Below are 15,466 nucleotides of genomic sequence, written 5' to 3'. Positions count from 1 at the left end.
GCCGAACCCCCTATCCTTTTTCTCGACCGCTTTTGTCCTGTCTGAAAAATAAATCATCCAAAACGACCGGAAATATAGTCTTCTGTCTCTTTTCTTTGTGGATTAGTAAAAATCGTTTCCGTATCGTTAAATTCAACCACTTGACCATTTAGGAAAAAGGCCGTTTCGTCCGAAACACGCGCCGCCTGTTGCATATTGTGCGTCACTATCACGATGGTGTAGGACTTTTTCAACTCTAAAATCAATTCTTCTATTTTAGCAGTAGAAATAGGGTCCAACGCGGAAGCTGGTTCATCCATTAAAATGATCTCCGGTTCGACCGCAAGCACCCTCGCTATCACCAAACGCTGCTGTTGTCCACCTGAAAGCCCCATGGCTGAAGTATGAAGACGGTCTTTAACCTCATCCCATAAAGCAGCATATCGAAGACTTTTTTCCACTATTTCATCTAAGTCGCGAGTCTTTTTTATTCCATGGATCCTCGGTCCATAGGCAACATTGTCATAAATGGACATAGGAAACGGATTGGGCCGTTGGAATACCATGCCGACACGTTTCCTTAATTGAACGACATCAGTTTTAGGGCTGTATATTGGTTTGCCTTCAATGATGATATCCCCTTCGACACGAAATCCGGCTATTTGATCGTTCATACGGTTCAAAGTACGCAAAAAAGTGGATTTGCCGCATCCGGATGGACCAATCAGTGCAGTAATATGATGTTTTTTCACTTCAAAATGAATGTTTTTCAACGCATGGAAGTCACCATAATAAACATTGACATTTCGGGCCTGAATAATGGATTGTTGTTGGGTCGCAATGGCCATCTTCTTCTCTCCTCCGATTGAAACTTTAACCGAAATTTCCAGTAATATAGTCTTCCGTTTGCTTCTTTTTCGGGTTTGTAAAAAGTTCTGTTGTTTCCTCGAATTCAATGAGTTCCCCCATATAAAAGAAGGCCGTATAATCGGAAATCCGTGCGGCTTGCTGCATATTGTGCGTCACAATGATCACCGTGTAATCTTTTTTCAATTCTTCGATTAATTCTTCTACCTTGCCCGTTGAAACGGGATCAAGCGCTGAAGCCGGTTCATCCAGCAACAAAACGTCTGGCTCCATCGCTAAAGCTCTTGCTATGCATAACCGTTGCTGCTGGCCTCCTGATAAAGCCAACGCGGAACGATGGAGCCGGTCCTTCACTTCATCCCACAACGCTGCTTTCCGTAAGCTTTTTTCAACGATCTCCTCTAACAGCTGTTTATTTTTGACGCCATGGTGCTTCGGTCCGAAAGCCACATTCTCAAAAATGGATTTAGCAAAAGGATTAGGCCGTTGAAATACCATTCCAATCCTTTTCCGAATATCAAATACATTCGCTTGCGGATGATTTAAATCGATGCCTCTGTATAAAATTTCTCCTTCTATTCTGCATCCGGGAATTTCATCATTCATACGGTTTAAACTTCGCAAATAGGTGGATTTGCCGCATCCGGACGGACCGATAAGAGCCGTTACCCGATTTTCCATAAAAGAGGCGCTGACATTCTTGATCGCCAGATGGTTTCCGTAAAAAACACGTAAACTATTCGTTTTTAAAATGACATTTTCACTCTTTAATGGTTTTTCAGAACTGCTTTCTGGGACTGTCATTGTCACAGCTCCTGAGCGAACGTTGCTGCTCGCTTTATTTTCTTTCATCAGTGTTGTCGTCGCCATTCTGTTCTTCCTCCCTTAGCTTGATGTCATCCGCCGATAAATTCTTTTTCCAATCCAACGAGCGCTGACATTAAAGACTAATATAAATAACACAAGCACAGCAGAAGCCCCGCTAGATACGGCATTAACATCCGGTATCACCGCTTCGCCGTTTACTTTCCAAATATGGACAGCCAGAGTTTCAGCAGGACGCAGCGGATTTAACGGAGAGGTTGGGCTGAATGGATTCCAATTGGTAAAATCCAGATTAGGAGAACTCATTCCTGCGGTATAAATGAGAGCGGCCGCTTCACCGAAAACTCTTCCTGATGCCAAAATAATACCGGTAATGATTCCAGGCAGTGCAGCCGGCAGCAAGACGTGTTTAATCGTTTCCCATTTGGAAACGCCGAGGGCTAGACCTGCTTCTCTTTGTGAAGATGGAACTCCCCTGATCGAATCTTCCACTACCCGCACCATCAAAGGCAAATTAAACAATGTTAATGCTAATGCACCAGATAAGATGGAAAATCCCCAGCCCATTGAAATAACAAAAAAGAGAAAACCAAACAATCCTACTACGATAGACGGTAAAGACGATAGTACTTCGATGACCGTTCTCAAAATATTCGTCCATATATTTTTTTTCGCATATTCCGCCATGTAAATTCCGGCACCGAGTGACAGAGGGACACTAATGAGCATCGTCAACACCAGTAGATAGAGTGAATTAAACAACTGAGGTCCAATTCCGCCGCCCGCTTGAAAACTTTCCGGAGGCGATGTAATAAAATGCCAGGAAATATGCGAAAGGCCTTTTAGCAATATATAACCAAGAAGCCCTGCCAACAGAAGCACGAGCAATAGCGCGATGATATAAAATACAACCGTTGCTACACGATCAGCTATTTTCGCTTTCATTCAAAAGTCCTCCTGCGTCCCAAAATCCTTACAATCATAATAAAAATTAAAGACATCAATAATAAGATGAGCGCCAAAGTCCACAACGCATTATTCTCCACTTGGCCCATAACGGTATTTCCCATACCCATAGTCAAAATACTCGTCAAAGTGGATGCTGGTTCCATCAACGATTTTGGAATCACAGCCGAGTTTCCGATGACCATTTGAACGGCCAAAGCTTCTCCAAACGCACGAGCCATTCCAAAAATCATAGCCGTCAAAATGCCAGGGCGCGCTGTCCTGAGCACTACCTTATAAATGGTTTGCCATCTTGTGGCCCCCAATGCGAGCGATGCTTCCCGTAATGAAGCCGGAACCGCCAGAATGGCATCCACCGATAAACTCATCATCGTCGGCAAAATCATGACGGTCAATACGATCGTAGCCGCGGCAATACCAAATCCGCTGCCTGAAAAATGATCTCTTAAAAAAGGGACTACCAAGCTTAATCCAGTAAATCCATAAACAACGGAAGGAATACCGACCAATAATTCAATGACCGGCTGCAAAATTCTTTTCCCAAATTTCGGGGAAATTTCCGTCATAAACACAGCCCCGCCGATAGCAAATGGAGCGCAAATTAATGCAGAAAACAGCGTGACGGCAAACGATCCTGCAATCATCGGCAATGCGCCGACTACCGGTTTCCCTTCCTTATCCAGCTTCCCCGGATCCCATTCTTTTCCAAAAAGAAAGTCGGTAATGCTTGCTTTATTGATTACAAACGTGCTCAATCCTTTTGATGTCACAAAATACAAAATAGAAGCTGCCACAAAAACCATAAAGGCGACGCATAAAAGTGTCACCATTCTCCCGCGCCGCTCAATCCATATTTTTGATTTCGCACGAGCACTCTTCATTTTTGTCCACTCAACTACTCTGTCGCTCAATTCGGTTTCCCCTTTCCAATACAAGTAAGAAAAAGGGAGAGACCCCCCAAAAATTATTTTTGGGTGATCGTTCCCTTTGCATCACGTTCAACTTTCATTCCGGATACCGGTATATAACCTAATTTTTTAACAAGGCTGTTTTGAACATCATCGGACATCATATAATCAAGAAAATCTTTTGTTAATCCGGATGGTTCGCCATTTGTATACATATGTTCATATGCCCAGATTTTCCATTTTCCTGATTCTACATTTTGTTCCGTCGGTTCAACCCCGTCCACTTTTAAAGCAGTCATTTGATCGTTGAAGTAAGAAAATGCTAAATAACTAATTGCTCCTGGAGTTTCGCTAACGATTTTTTGAATCGTTCCGGAAGAATCTTGTTCTTGGGATTTAATCGGTGTTGCTCCATCCAATGCCGTTTTTTCAAACACAGCTCTTGTTCCAGATCCTTCTGCACGGTTGATGACAACGATTTTTTGATCTTTACCGCCAACTTCTTTCCAGTTTTTCACTTTTCCAGTAAAGATGTCGATTAATTGTTTTTTCGTCAGATTATCTACACCCACATCTTTATTGGCAACGGGTCCCATTCCTACAACAGCGACTTTATGGTCAACTAGTTTGCTGGCGTCAATACCGTCTTTTTCTTCAGCAAACACGTCGGAGTTCCCAATATCGACAGCACCTTCTTGCACTTTGCTTAAGCCTGTTCCGCTTCCTCCGCCTTGTACGTTGATCGTTGTACCGGAGTTTTTATTCATATAATCAGTAGCTGCTTCTTGTACAAGAGGTTGTAACGCAGTAGATCCTACCGCCGTAATGGAACCAGATTGGGCTGTTCCATTGTTATTGTCGGTTTTGCTAGGAGTGTCGGCATCCTTGTTTGAATTGTTGCCGCATCCTGCTGCCGCGAAGGCAAATAGCAGTACCATTGTGAACAATGCGATAAAACTTTTTCTCATTTTTTTTCCCCCTATGAATTAATAAGGTTCTGTTCTCTCTTACAAATTTTAAGATAATGGGGCGGTATTAAGCCTGTATTAATAGAATGTTAAGAAATTGTAAAGACGGTCATATTTATTGTTTTGAAGCTGTAAAACTAAGGTCTTGTCTATGATCAAAAGCGATTAAATGTAATGAAAAAACCGCACCATGAATGAGATGGGTGCGGTTCATAGTTACGATTTTATTTGCTTTTTCGGCAAAGTAATGGTGAATGCCGTCCCTTTTCCTTCCTCGCTTTCTACTTGAATTTTGCCATGATGAGATTCTACTAAATGCTTTACAATGGCCAGACCAAGACCTGTTCCTCCAGACTGACGAGATCTTGCTTTATCCACGCGGTAAAAACGTTCAAAGATCCTAGGCAAATCTTGCTTGGAAATTCCGATTCCCGTATCTCTAATGACAATATCCACTTCTTTTTCTCTTTCATGCAGTTCTATATCGATGTACCCGCCTTCAGGTGTGTAAGCCGCGGCATTCGTTAAAAGATTTAATATGATTTGCTGCAGACGATCTTTTTCCGCTTCGATCACGACTTCTTTATGATCCGGAAGACTCAGATGAAGCTGTTTTTTATGAATCGTCTCTTGGATGGTCTCCGCCGTCTCGTTAATAACCTGTGATACGTTGAGAGGCTCAGGCTTTAAAGGCAATCGTTGCTGCTCAATTTTGGATAAATCCAGAATGTCTGAAATTAAGCGATGCAGCCGGTCGCTTTCTTCGTAAATAATTTTTAAAAAAGAACGGCAAGTTTCTTCATCATACATGGCCCCGTCTAACAAAGTTTCCGCAAATCCTTTTAATGAAGTCACCGGTGTTTTTAATTCATGGGAAACATTGGCTACGAACTCGCTGCGGATTTTTTCGAGCCGGCGAATATCGGTAATATCATGAAGAACGGTTATGACTCCTTTTACTTCTTCATGATCGCCAACATAAGGGGCAATATGCGCATCCAGTATCCTTTCTTTCGGATAATAAATATGCACTTCTTCATGAATGTGCACTCCTTCTTTTAATGAACGGTCTATCAGCTGGCTAAGACCAAAGTTTTTCCCCGCTTCGATATGAAGCTTTCCAATTAAATTTTCAGAAGAAGCACCGATAATTTTTTCCATCGCCCTGTTGACAAGAGTAATTCTTCCAGCAGGGTTAATGAGCATGACGCCGCTTACCATATTAGCCAGCACCCCAGTCAGCCGCTGCTGGTTTTCACGGATTTCTTCCATCTGCTGCTTTAAACTGATGGCTAAGTCATTGATCGCATTCACGAGCTGTTTCAACTCGCCGCTCGCCTTTGTTTTCACTCTGCTGTCATAATCTTTTTCAATTAGGCGATTTGCAACTTGAATGCTCGCTTCAATCGGCCGTGTAAACCGTTTAGCCATTCTGAATCCGATGAATCCGGAAACCGTTAAGGTCATCACCATGGCCAAACCGAGACTGATCCATAGTTGATCGAGCGTGTGTTCAATTTTTTTTAAAGTAACGGAAATCCGTACAACGCCAATGGACTTTCCGTCTTTTTGGATCGGTTTCGCTATGTAAATCATGCTATAGCCAAGCGTCGGGCTGCGTCGAATAGATTCCCCATATGAATGATGTTCGCGAATCACTTCACGAAATTCAGGACGGTTTGAATGATTTTCCATTTTGTGAGGATCACGGTCGGAGTCTGCAAGCACTTTCCCATCTGCTCTAATAATCGTGATCCGCGGATCGTGATGAGAATAATAGTGGTGAATATAGTTTTGAAGCTCATTTGAATGTTGAAACATGGACTTGGTGTCAACCGTTTTGACAATGATATCAGCGGTCTGGGACAATTGGTTTCGGATCATATCCATGTAAGTATTTTTCATGATGTCCGCAATGACAAACCCAATCCCAAGGAGAACGGCCAACAAAAGCGCAAAAAAGGTTAAGAAGATTCTAAGCCAAAGTTTATTCATGTGGATGTCTTTCTCCTTTGTCCAATGAAAATTGCCTCTTTTTCTTGTTCTTTTTGTCTATTATAATGGGATCGAAAGAAAAATGATTCTTCATCTTGACCACCTTATCCATTTATGATTACCATTCATTGTATAATTCTTGGAGTCACATGTCACTAGGATATGGAAAAGCTCACAAAAATAGGGCTGATTTTCTTAAAGAAAACCAGCCCTATCGAAAACCGTCTATCGAAGCAAAAGCTTAGTTCACCATTTTTTGAGCTTCCAACAATTGGAATGTCCGTACTTTTCTAGGTAAAAAGCGTCGAATTTCATCTTCGTTGTATCCCACTTGAAGGCGCTTTTCATCCATAATAATCGGTCTTCTTAACAGACCAGGGTTAGCCTGGATCAATTCAAACAAATCTTGAAGCGGAAGAGCATCCAAATCAACGTTTAATTTTTGGAATATTTTCGAACGGGTAGAGATGATCTCATCCGTTCCATCTTCCGTCATTCTTAAAATACTTTTAATTTCTTCAATGGTGAGAGGTTCGGAAAAAATATTTCGTTCCGTATATGGAATATCATGCTTTTCCAACCATGCTTTTGCTTTTCGGCAAGATGTACAACCTGGTGAAGTGTATATTGTTACCATTCCTCAATCACACTCCTTAAATTTTAATAATACTTGCTTCATCTTGAGGAATATCAATAAATGAATATTTTAAAGATAAAATAATTTTGGAGCGAAGATACATTATGTATTATACACCATATTCAATATTTTTGATATAGATTTCCTAAAATTCTCTAAAATATTCTTTTTCTTTCCTTCCTCATTCATTATTGTCCAGTAAGATATACGGATGACAGACAGAATTCGATTCCTCTTTACTTCAGCCAGTCACATTTTCCAAATGAGTAGGAGAAGGTGGCGCGGTCCTAGTTGATTTCGTCCATCACTGGCGTTTACTCTTTTACATTTGGCAGAAATCCAGCAAAATCCATCTAAAGCTTAAAACAAATCTTACTATAAAAAGAAGTATCCCAATCGCTTTGGGATACCTTTTTTCCGCTTTTAAATCATGTTTTCAGTCGTGTTGGCGAGCTGCTTGGCGGTGGAGCGATCCGGATCAAGGCGTTTTTCAAGTTTTCTGGCCAAGATGGACAGCAAATAGTTGACGATGAAATACATAAATGCGGAAAGAAGCAGAATCGGGATAATGTATTTTGCGCCGCTTTCCCCGCTGTAGACGCCTTTTGCGTTGTGCAAAAGTTCCGGCAGCGAAATGATAATCGCAAGAGAAGTATCTTTTAACAGCGAGATGAACTGGCTCACAAGCGGCGGGATCATTTTTTTCAAAGCTTGCGGCAGGATGATATGCCACAGCGTTTGGATATAATTAAGGCCTGATGAACGGGCGGCTTCAATCTGCCCTTTTGGAATCGAGTTCAAGCCGCCGCGCACAATTTCGGCAATCATGGCCGATTCGAACACTGTCAAGGCTGCAATCGCCGCCATCGTAACACTCATTTTGATGCCGACTTCCGGCAAAGCAAAATATGTAAAGAAAATAATCAAAATCAGCGGCAAGTTCCGGATGACTTCCACTATAAGCGCAACCACACTCGATAAAACCGGAATTTTTGTGTAACGCAAAATGCCGAGTACGCAGCCGAAGATGAAGCTTAAAATAATGGACACAACGGCAACTTTCAATGTCACCGCAAAGCCTTGCAGTAAATAAGCCAAATTTTCGCCTGAATAAGCTCCGGCAAAGTCCATAACGTTCCCCTCCTTGTATCGTTCCAAATGATTTGTTTATGCGTCGTTATTCGCTTCTTGCCAACCGGCGTTCCAGGTAGTTGACCAGCAAGCTGAGCGGAATGGTCAGGACCAGATAAAACATGCCGACAAAAATATACGTATCAAACGTAATCCACGTTTTTTCGTGGATGATATCGGCGTAGTACATAAGGTCGAGCCCTGCAAAAACCCCAAGGATGGAAGAGTTTTTAACCAAGTTCAGGAATTGGTTGCCGATCGGCGGGATTACGATTTTGATCGCTTGAGGCAAAATAATATAACGCATCGCCTGGATGTAAGTCAGGCCTGTGGAACGCGCAGCTTCAAGCTGTCCCCTATCGACCGATTGGATGCCGGCACGCACGGCTTCTGCAATAAAGGCGGCTGTGTAGATGGAAAGCGCAATGGTCCCTGCGATAAATCCGCTTAAGTTAATATGGAAATAACTGAGCCCGTTGTAGAAAAAGAAACCGATCAGAATTAACGGAATGTTGCGGACTACTTCCACGTAGAAGGCGCCGATAAAATTCAGCAGCTTGACAGGGGCCAGCCGGAAAACGGCAATGATGTTGCCAAGAATGAAACTGGCAATCAGGCCGATAATGCTGATTTTAATCGTATTGACGAAGCCCTGCATGTATAAATCGAGATAGTCGGTGAGGATCGAAAAATCGAGCATACCTGTTTCACTCCTTTACGGTTCAATCAGTGGAAAGGGATGGGCGAATTTGCCCACCCCTTTCCGGATTATTGTTCTTTGATCCATTTGTTTTTGATTTTGTCGTATTCTCCGCTGTCTTTCAGTTCTTTTAAAGCCTTGTTTACAGCTTTCACGAGTTTCGTATTCCCTTTTTTCATCGCAATGCCATACGGCTCATTCGTAAATGTACCGCCAACGACCTGATAATCCGGATCTTGAGCAGCCATGCCATAAAGAATCGAATTGTCGGTTGTCAGCGCATCGCCTTTTCCTGATTTCAAAGCTGTGAATGCTTCCTGGTAGTTTTCAAACTCGAGCACTTGCGTGTCGGGTGCGGCTTTCTTGACGTTGTCCCCGGACGTCGCACCTTTTACCGTCAATACTTTTGTCCCTTTTTTCAAATCTTTGACGCTATGAATCTTGCTGCCTTTTTTCACAAGGAGCGATTGACCGGCGTCAAAGTAGACATCCGAGAAATCGACGACTTTTTTGCGGTCCGGCGTGATGGTCATGGTGGCGACGACCATATCTACATCACCGTTTTGCAGCATCGGAATCCGTGTTTTGGACGTGACTTCCTTGAGTTCCACTTTTACCTTATCGCCGAAAATTTTCTTGGAAATCGCTTTAGCAATATCAATATCAAAACCTTCCACTTTTCCGGTTTTCGGATCTTTGTAGCCAAATAAATATGTATCATATTTGACTCCGACAACCACTTTCCCCTTGTCTTTGATTTGCTGGATCGGATCATCGCTGCTGCCGCTCGTCGTTTTTGACTTGCCGCAGCCCGCCATCAAAGCGGCCGCTAAAACAAAAATCAAGCCCACTGTAAACCATTTTTTCATCTTTCTCATTCTAATCCCCCTCTATATATATTTAATGATTGAGAACACGGTTCAAAAAGGTGCGCGCCCGTTCCGCACGCGGGTTTTTGAAAAATTCTTCCGGCGTGTTGTCTTCGATGATCCTCCCCTGGTCCATGAAGATGACGCGGTCTGCTACTTCACGGGCGAATCCCATTTCATGCGTGACGACCACCATTGTCATGCCGTCTTTTGCCAACGACTTCATAACATCGAGCACTTCCCCGATCATTTCCGGGTCAAGCGCGGAAGTCGGTTCGTCAAACAGCATAATGCTCGGCTCCATCGCCAGCCCGCGAGCAATGGCCACACGCTGCTGCTGGCCGCCCGATAATTGCGATGGGTACGAATTCGCTTTATCCGGGATGCCCACTCTTTCCAGGTAATGCATAGCCCTTTTCTCTGCTTCCTCTTTGCCCATGCCGAGCACTTTAATCGGCGCAAGAGTAATATTTTGCAAAACGGTTTTATGCGGATACAAATTGAAATGTTGGAAGACCATGCCGATATTTTTTCGCAATTCGTTGATGTCAGTTTTTTTGTCATTTACTTTAAGATTTCTAACGAGAAGTTCGCCATCCGTAATCTCTTCCAAACGATTGATGCAGCGGAGCATCGTGCTTTTCCCCGATCCGGAAGGACCGATCACCACGACAACTTCTCCTTCATTGATTTCAAGATTAATATCTTTTAAAACATGAAAATTTCCGTAATATTTGTTCACATGTCGGAACGAGATCACATCAACACCTCCTTTGTTGTATTCCTTTCTCGATGAAGTCTTCCATCATTTAAGAACATTGCACTACTCTATTTTAGAGTATATCAATTTATTAAAATAATATCAATATTTCTTCAATTTAGATTTATCTGTTTATTAAAATCGCTTTATTATGTCTATTTGTTCAAACATATTCGGAAATAGCTGCAATAAAACTTTTTAAAAAAAATTACTCTGTTCATTTTTCATACTGAAATAAGAAGGAAAAGCGACGGATTTCGAGATAATCCGACTATGTCCTGTAATATAACATAGCTCAAAGATAAAAAGCTCCAAATTGCTCGGAGCCAAGTGAAGTTGATTTTGATTTTGACGACGCATCTTGACAGACATCAAGAAAGAATCCAAACCATCGGGATGCCGAAAGAGCCTGCTCCCACAAAAGAATGATTCTCAAAAAATGAAATGAACCAATATGGAAACAGATAAATGGATCTTGGACAACAGGAGCTACGAATTTAAAACGTGCGCTTGTACATTAGGTACAAACATAATCAGGATGAAGTGTAATGTCCTTTTATTCCCCGCTGATAATGTATACGATGATGAAAAACGGGTAATCCGTATTCTTTCAATCAGAAGTTTGCCGTCCTCTTCCGTAGGATTTCGCCTCAATGTACGCACTTCCGTTAGGCTATCTCGGACTGCTGCCTTCTTAATTGGAACTTTAGACTTATACATGTGTGCAAATAAAACACGATCCCCTGAAAAAGGATCGTGTTTCCTCATATAAAGAATATCGCTTTTCGCAAACGTTCTTACGATGTACCATTCCAGTCTTTTGAATGCAAAATTACTCGTTTAGACTGTTTTTATACTGATGCCACTCTTTTTCTGAACAATAGACAAAATGTCCGGGAGTCACTTCCCGCATTTCCAATTGATCATCAGGTCCGTATTGGTGGACGCTCGGATCATACAAAATTCTTTTTCGCGAACGTTCACTTTCAGGATCCGGCAGCGGGATGGCTGAGAGAAGGGATTGGGTGTAAGGATGAAGAGGATTCCGATACAGTTCCTCGCTTGGTGCCAGTTCCACTAATTTGCCAAAATACATCACACCAATTCGATCGCTGATATATTTCACCATGGACAAATCATGGGCGATGAATAAATACGTCAGCCCTTTTTCTTTTTGCAATTTTTTTAGTAAGTTGACTACTTGTGCTTGAATGGAAACATCCAACGCAGAAATCGGTTCATCCGCAATAATAAATTCCGGTTCCACTGCAAGAGCGCGTGCAATTCCAATTCTTTGCCGCTGTCCGCCTGAAAATTCATGAGGATATCGGTCTGCATGATCTTTTTTTAATCCAACTGTTTCCAGTAATTTATATACTTTTTCCATTCGTTCTTCTTTGGATTTCGCTAATCCGTGAATATCTATGCCTTCCGCGATGATATCAGCGACTTTCATCCGTGGATTCAGGGATGCATAAGGATCTTGGAAAATCATTTGCATTTTCCGATTGAATTCTTTTAATTCCTTTTTCGATTTTCTGCCGTGTACATCTTTTCCTTGAAATAAAACCTTACCGCCTGTCGCTTCATATAGACGAATGATCGTTCTTCCTGTCGTTGATTTTCCGCATCCCGACTCTCCAACAAGGCCAAGCGTTTCTCCTTTATAGATATCGAACGATATATCATCTACCGCTTTTACCATGTTCGGTTTACCTTCGTTAAAATAAAGTTTCAAGTTTTGGATTTCCAATAATTTTTCTGCCACCTTCCTACACCTCCTTTACAAGCAACGGTTTCTTATAATTTCCGGGCATCATACGGATACGTTGTTTCACGATTTCAGGCGGCTCCACTTTCGGTGCTTCCGGATGAAGCAGCCACGATTTCACTAGATGGGTATCCGAAACCTTATAAACAGGCGGTTCATATTCAAAATCAATTTTCAAAGCATATTCGCTTCTTAAAGCGAAAGCATCGCCTTTAGGTGGACGAAGCAAGTCCGGGGGAGTACCGGGGATCGCTTTTAATTCCTCATTCTGATCGATCTCCATGCTCGGCATCGAAGCAAGAAGCCCCCATGTATACGGATGTCTTGGATCATAAAATATTTCGTCCACTGTTCCAATTTCGACAATTTGCCCGCCGTACATGACCGCGACACGATCCGCTACATTGGCGACCACTCCTAAATCATGGGTAATGAAAATGATGGAAGTCTCCATTTTTTGTTGTAAATCTTTCATCAATTCTAAAATTTGTGCCTGGATGGTCACATCTAAAGCCGTCGTTGGTTCATCGGCAATGAGAATTTTCGGATTGCATGCAAGCGCAATGGCAATCACAATTCGCTGTCTTTGTCCGCCTGAAAATTGATGAGGGTATTGCTTAAAGCGCGCTTCCGGTTGAGGCAAACCAACCAAATGCAGAAGCTCAATCGCCTTTTTTTTCGCTTCTACTTTTGACAGTTTTCGATGTTTTCTTAAAGGTTCCATAATTTGTTTCCCGATGGTCATCGTCGGATTCAGCGATGTCATCGGATCTTGAAAAATCATCGAAATTTCTTTTCCCCTGATTTGGTCCATTTCCGAATCCGATAATTTCGTCAGATCTTTTCCGGCGAATAAAATTTCTCCTTCTTTAATCGAACCAGACGAGCTGGGAATTAAACGCATAATGGCCTTAGTGGTCACCGACTTTCCCGACCCGGATTCTCCCACGATGGCCAGCGTTTCTCCTTTTTTTAATTCAAAATCCACCCCCCGAACAGCCTGAACCTCTCCTGCATGCGTATCGAAGGAAACATGTAAATTTTTAACTTCGAGTATATTTTCCATTTCGATTCTCCTCTTTCTTCTTACTTACGCATCTTCGGGTCTAACGCATCACGCAATCCATCTGCCAATAAGTTAAAGCTTAAGATCAACAAGCTGATGATGACAGATGGAATGATGAGCATATAAGGATTCGTTTGCAAGGATTTGAATCCGTCGTTCACCAATGAGCCGAGTGAAGCTTCCGGCGGCCGAATCCCCAAGCCGATAAAACTTAAAAACGCCTCGGTGAAAATGGCATTCGGAACCGTAAACATAGTGGTAATAACAATTTGGCCCACGATGTTGGGAATCAAGTGTTTGATTATCAATCTCTTATTGGAAGCACCCAGCGTTCGGGAAGCGAGCACAAATTCTTGGTTTTTCAATTTCAATATTTGTCCGCGGACAATTCTCGCCATATTCACCCAGCCGGTAATGACCATCGCCAATGTGATCGACATAATTCCCGGCTGGATCACGAGGATAAAGAGAATGACAATAATTAATTGCGGAATTCCCATCAACACTTCGCTGATCCGCTGCATAATATCATCCACTTTTCCTCCATAAAAACCAGAGATGCCTCCATATAAAACGCCAATCAGCAAATCGATGGCCGCAGCTAAAATACCGATGTAAATCGAAATGCGGGTTCCATACCAAGTTCTTGTCCATAAATCCCGTCCCAGTTCATCCGTGCCGAACCAATAATATTCTTTTACATTTTTGGCTTTGTACATATCAAATCCGTCTTGATCCTTTCCGTTGAACGGCAGCCACGAAATTTTTTCCAATCCAGGAATTTTAGGCGGAAGTTTCGCATGAGCGACATTTTGTTCTTTATACGTGTGTCCGGACAGGCTAGGCCCAATAATCGCCATCACTGAAATCAAAATGATCAAAATTAAACCGACAAAACAGCTCCTTTATTTCCTTTCAGTCGAATCCAGGCATCTTGCCAATTATTCAAGCTTGGACGTTCGATAGTTTCTAATTGTTCCTCTTTTCTTTCAACAGGAACAAACAGTTCGTCTGAGAGATGATTCAAGTCCGGCAAACGATCAGCATTCATGATTTCTTCCCTCCTGTCAAACGGATACGCGGATCAATCACTCCGTACAAAATATCCACAACAAAAACCATAAAAATAAACAGAGCGCTGTAAAACAAGGTGGTCCCCATAATCATGCCGAAGTCATTCGTCATAATCGAACGGACAAATTGATCCCCAAGACCAGGAATTCCGAAAATATTTTCAATAACTAAAGATCCGGTTATAATGTTCACAATCATTGGACCAAGCAACGTGATAATGGGAATAAGCGCGTTTCGCAGCGCATGCTTCAAAATAATATCCCGCTTCCCGACCCCTTTTGCGCGGGCAAGCATAATGTAATCCGACGATAAAATTTCCAAAAGCTCCGTTCTCATAAAACGTGCTACTGTGGCAATAACGGGTACGGACAGAGCAAGCGACGGCAACACCGTGTACTTGAACCCGCCCCAATCCGCTACCGGAAAGATAGGAAACTTCACCGCCAAAAAGTATTGCAGAAAACCCGCAAAAACAAAGGAAGGAATGGAAATCCCCAGAACGGCAATGGTGGTAGCTCCATAATCCACGATTGTGTTATACTTTAAGGCTGCGATGATTCCAAGCAAAATGCCGACAATGGTGCCAAACACGACAGCCTGAAACCCTAAAACGGCGGAAGGACCAATCCGTTCTGCAATCATCGTCGACACCGGACGGTTATTATATTGGAATGACACTCCTAAATCTCCTTTTACTAAGTTCCCCATATAGCGAACATATTGAACGGGGAGCGGATCATTTAATCCGTATTTTTCCAGAATGATTTTTTGTTGGTCCGGTGAAAGTTTTTCTTGATTATGCAACGGAGAGCCGGGCAGAAGCTTCATAAGAAAAAACGTGACCGTTGCAATCACAAACATCGTCACAAGCATATAAACAATACGCCTGATGGTATATCTTAACATCCGATAACCTCCATTCCTTTTTCATTATGACAAAACTCAACAAT

14 protein-coding genes and 1 pseudogene are annotated in these 15,466 nt (G+C 42.4%); all 15 read right to left on the bottom strand.

Going from position 1 to position 15,466, the window contains the following annotated elements; all coding sequences use genetic code 11:
* Positions 1-53 precede the first annotated feature (53 nt).
* Entirely contained in the window at positions 54-827 is a 774-nt protein-coding gene (pstB, locus tag N1I87_RS04730) for a phosphate ABC transporter ATP-binding protein PstB (protein WP_003353665.1), read from the bottom strand.
* Positions 828-852: 25 nt separating this feature from the next.
* Positions 853-1,716 (bottom strand): phosphate ABC transporter ATP-binding protein PstB, encoded by an 864-nt coding sequence (pstB, locus tag N1I87_RS04725; RefSeq protein ID WP_445285682.1) that lies wholly within the window; start codon positions 1,714-1,716, stop codon positions 853-855.
* Between the two features lie 15 nt (positions 1,717-1,731).
* The gene (gene pstA / locus N1I87_RS04720; RefSeq protein WP_327797941.1) at positions 1,732-2,616 is read right to left on the bottom strand and encodes a phosphate ABC transporter permease PstA; all 885 of its coding nucleotides are present in this window, start codon (positions 2,614-2,616) and stop codon (positions 1,732-1,734) included.
* The gene (pstC, locus tag N1I87_RS04715) at positions 2,613-3,518 is read right to left on the bottom strand and encodes a phosphate ABC transporter permease subunit PstC (protein ID WP_341103281.1); all 906 of its coding nucleotides are present in this window, start codon (positions 3,516-3,518) and stop codon (positions 2,613-2,615) included. Before pstC ends, pstA begins: the two co-directional genes overlap by 4 nt.
* A gap of 83 nt (positions 3,519-3,601) precedes the next feature.
* Positions 3,602-4,513, bottom strand: a complete 912-nt coding sequence (locus tag N1I87_RS04710; RefSeq protein WP_341100827.1) for a phosphate ABC transporter substrate-binding protein — start codon at positions 4,511-4,513, stop codon at positions 3,602-3,604.
* A 216-nt stretch (positions 4,514-4,729) separates the two neighbouring features.
* On the bottom strand, positions 4,730-6,508 hold the full coding sequence (gene pnpS, locus N1I87_RS04705) for a two-component system histidine kinase PnpS (protein ID WP_340396371.1): 1,779 nt from the start codon (positions 6,506-6,508) through the stop codon (positions 4,730-4,732).
* Between the two features lie 241 nt (positions 6,509-6,749).
* The gene (gene spxA, locus N1I87_RS04700) at positions 6,750-7,145 is read right to left on the bottom strand and encodes a transcriptional regulator SpxA (protein WP_341100825.1); all 396 of its coding nucleotides are present in this window, start codon (positions 7,143-7,145) and stop codon (positions 6,750-6,752) included.
* Between the two features lie 423 nt (positions 7,146-7,568).
* Positions 7,569-8,276, bottom strand: coding sequence for an amino acid ABC transporter permease (locus N1I87_RS04695; protein ID WP_270584388.1), 708 nt, complete (start codon positions 8,274-8,276; stop codon positions 7,569-7,571).
* Positions 8,277-8,322: 46 nt separating this feature from the next.
* A complete protein-coding gene (locus N1I87_RS04690) occupies positions 8,323-8,976 on the bottom strand; it encodes an amino acid ABC transporter permease (protein ID WP_003353675.1) in 654 nt (217 codons plus the stop codon).
* Between the two features lie 68 nt (positions 8,977-9,044).
* The gene (locus tag N1I87_RS04685) at positions 9,045-9,854 is read right to left on the bottom strand and encodes a glutamate ABC transporter substrate-binding protein (protein WP_270584590.1); all 810 of its coding nucleotides are present in this window, start codon (positions 9,852-9,854) and stop codon (positions 9,045-9,047) included.
* 22 nt (positions 9,855-9,876) lie between these two features.
* Positions 9,877-10,605: an amino acid ABC transporter ATP-binding protein gene (locus N1I87_RS04680; protein ID WP_003353677.1), complete on the bottom strand. Its 729-nt coding sequence runs from the start codon at positions 10,603-10,605 to the stop codon at positions 9,877-9,879.
* Positions 10,606-11,437: 832 nt separating this feature from the next.
* Positions 11,438-12,373 (bottom strand): ABC transporter ATP-binding protein, encoded by a 936-nt coding sequence (locus N1I87_RS04675; protein ID WP_048622881.1) that lies wholly within the window; start codon positions 12,371-12,373, stop codon positions 11,438-11,440.
* Between the two features lie 4 nt (positions 12,374-12,377).
* The gene (locus tag N1I87_RS04670) at positions 12,378-13,442 is read right to left on the bottom strand and encodes an ABC transporter ATP-binding protein (protein ID WP_270584589.1); all 1,065 of its coding nucleotides are present in this window, start codon (positions 13,440-13,442) and stop codon (positions 12,378-12,380) included.
* Between the two features lie 20 nt (positions 13,443-13,462).
* Positions 13,463-14,493 (bottom strand): annotated as a pseudogene (opp3C, locus tag N1I87_RS04665) (oligopeptide ABC transporter permease).
* Positions 14,490-15,422, bottom strand: a complete 933-nt coding sequence (gene opp3b, locus N1I87_RS04660) for an oligopeptide ABC transporter permease (RefSeq protein ID WP_003353683.1) — start codon at positions 15,420-15,422, stop codon at positions 14,490-14,492. Before opp3b ends, opp3C begins: the two are co-directional and overlap by 4 nt.
* Between the last annotated feature and the right edge of the window lie 44 nt (positions 15,423-15,466).

Source organism: Bacillus sp. FSL W8-0102 (genome assembly GCF_038007225.1).
Lineage (GTDB): Bacteria > Bacillota > Bacilli > Bacillales > DSM-4216 > Bacillus_O > Bacillus_O smithii.
Note: the sequence above shows the minus strand (reverse complement) of the source record. Positions and strands in the feature narration are given on the sequence as shown.

Excerpts from the sequence above, each read along its gene's own strand:
- pstB (WP_003353665.1), bottom strand. The coding sequence starts at position 827 with ATGGCCATTGCGACCCAACAACAATCCATTATTCAGGCCCGAAATGTC.
- pstB (WP_445285682.1), bottom strand. The coding sequence starts at position 1,716 with ATGGCGACGACAACACTGATGAAAGAAAATAAAGCGAGCAGCAACGTT.
- pstA (WP_327797941.1), bottom strand. The coding sequence starts at position 2,616 with ATGAAAGCGAAAATAGCTGATCGTGTAGCAACGGTTGTATTTTATATC.
- pstC (WP_341103281.1), bottom strand. The coding sequence starts at position 3,518 with ATGAAGAGTGCTCGTGCGAAATCAAAAATATGGATTGAGCGGCGCGGG.
- N1I87_RS04710 (WP_341100827.1), bottom strand. The coding sequence starts at position 4,513 with ATGAGAAAAAGTTTTATCGCATTGTTCACAATGGTACTGCTATTTGCC.
- pnpS (WP_340396371.1), bottom strand. The coding sequence starts at position 6,508 with ATGAATAAACTTTGGCTTAGAATCTTCTTAACCTTTTTTGCGCTTTTG.
- spxA (WP_341100825.1), bottom strand. The coding sequence starts at position 7,145 with ATGGTAACAATATACACTTCACCAGGTTGTACATCTTGCCGAAAAGCA.
- N1I87_RS04695 (WP_270584388.1), bottom strand. The coding sequence starts at position 8,276 with ATGGACTTTGCCGGAGCTTATTCAGGCGAAAATTTGGCTTATTTACTG.
- N1I87_RS04690 (WP_003353675.1), bottom strand. The coding sequence starts at position 8,976 with ATGCTCGATTTTTCGATCCTCACCGACTATCTCGATTTATACATGCAG.
- N1I87_RS04685 (WP_270584590.1), bottom strand. The coding sequence starts at position 9,854 with ATGAGAAAGATGAAAAAATGGTTTACAGTGGGCTTGATTTTTGTTTTA.
- N1I87_RS04670 (WP_270584589.1), bottom strand. The coding sequence starts at position 13,442 with ATGGAAAATATACTCGAAGTTAAAAATTTACATGTTTCCTTCGATACG.
- opp3b (WP_003353683.1), bottom strand. The coding sequence starts at position 15,422 with ATGTTAAGATATACCATCAGGCGTATTGTTTATATGCTTGTGACGATG.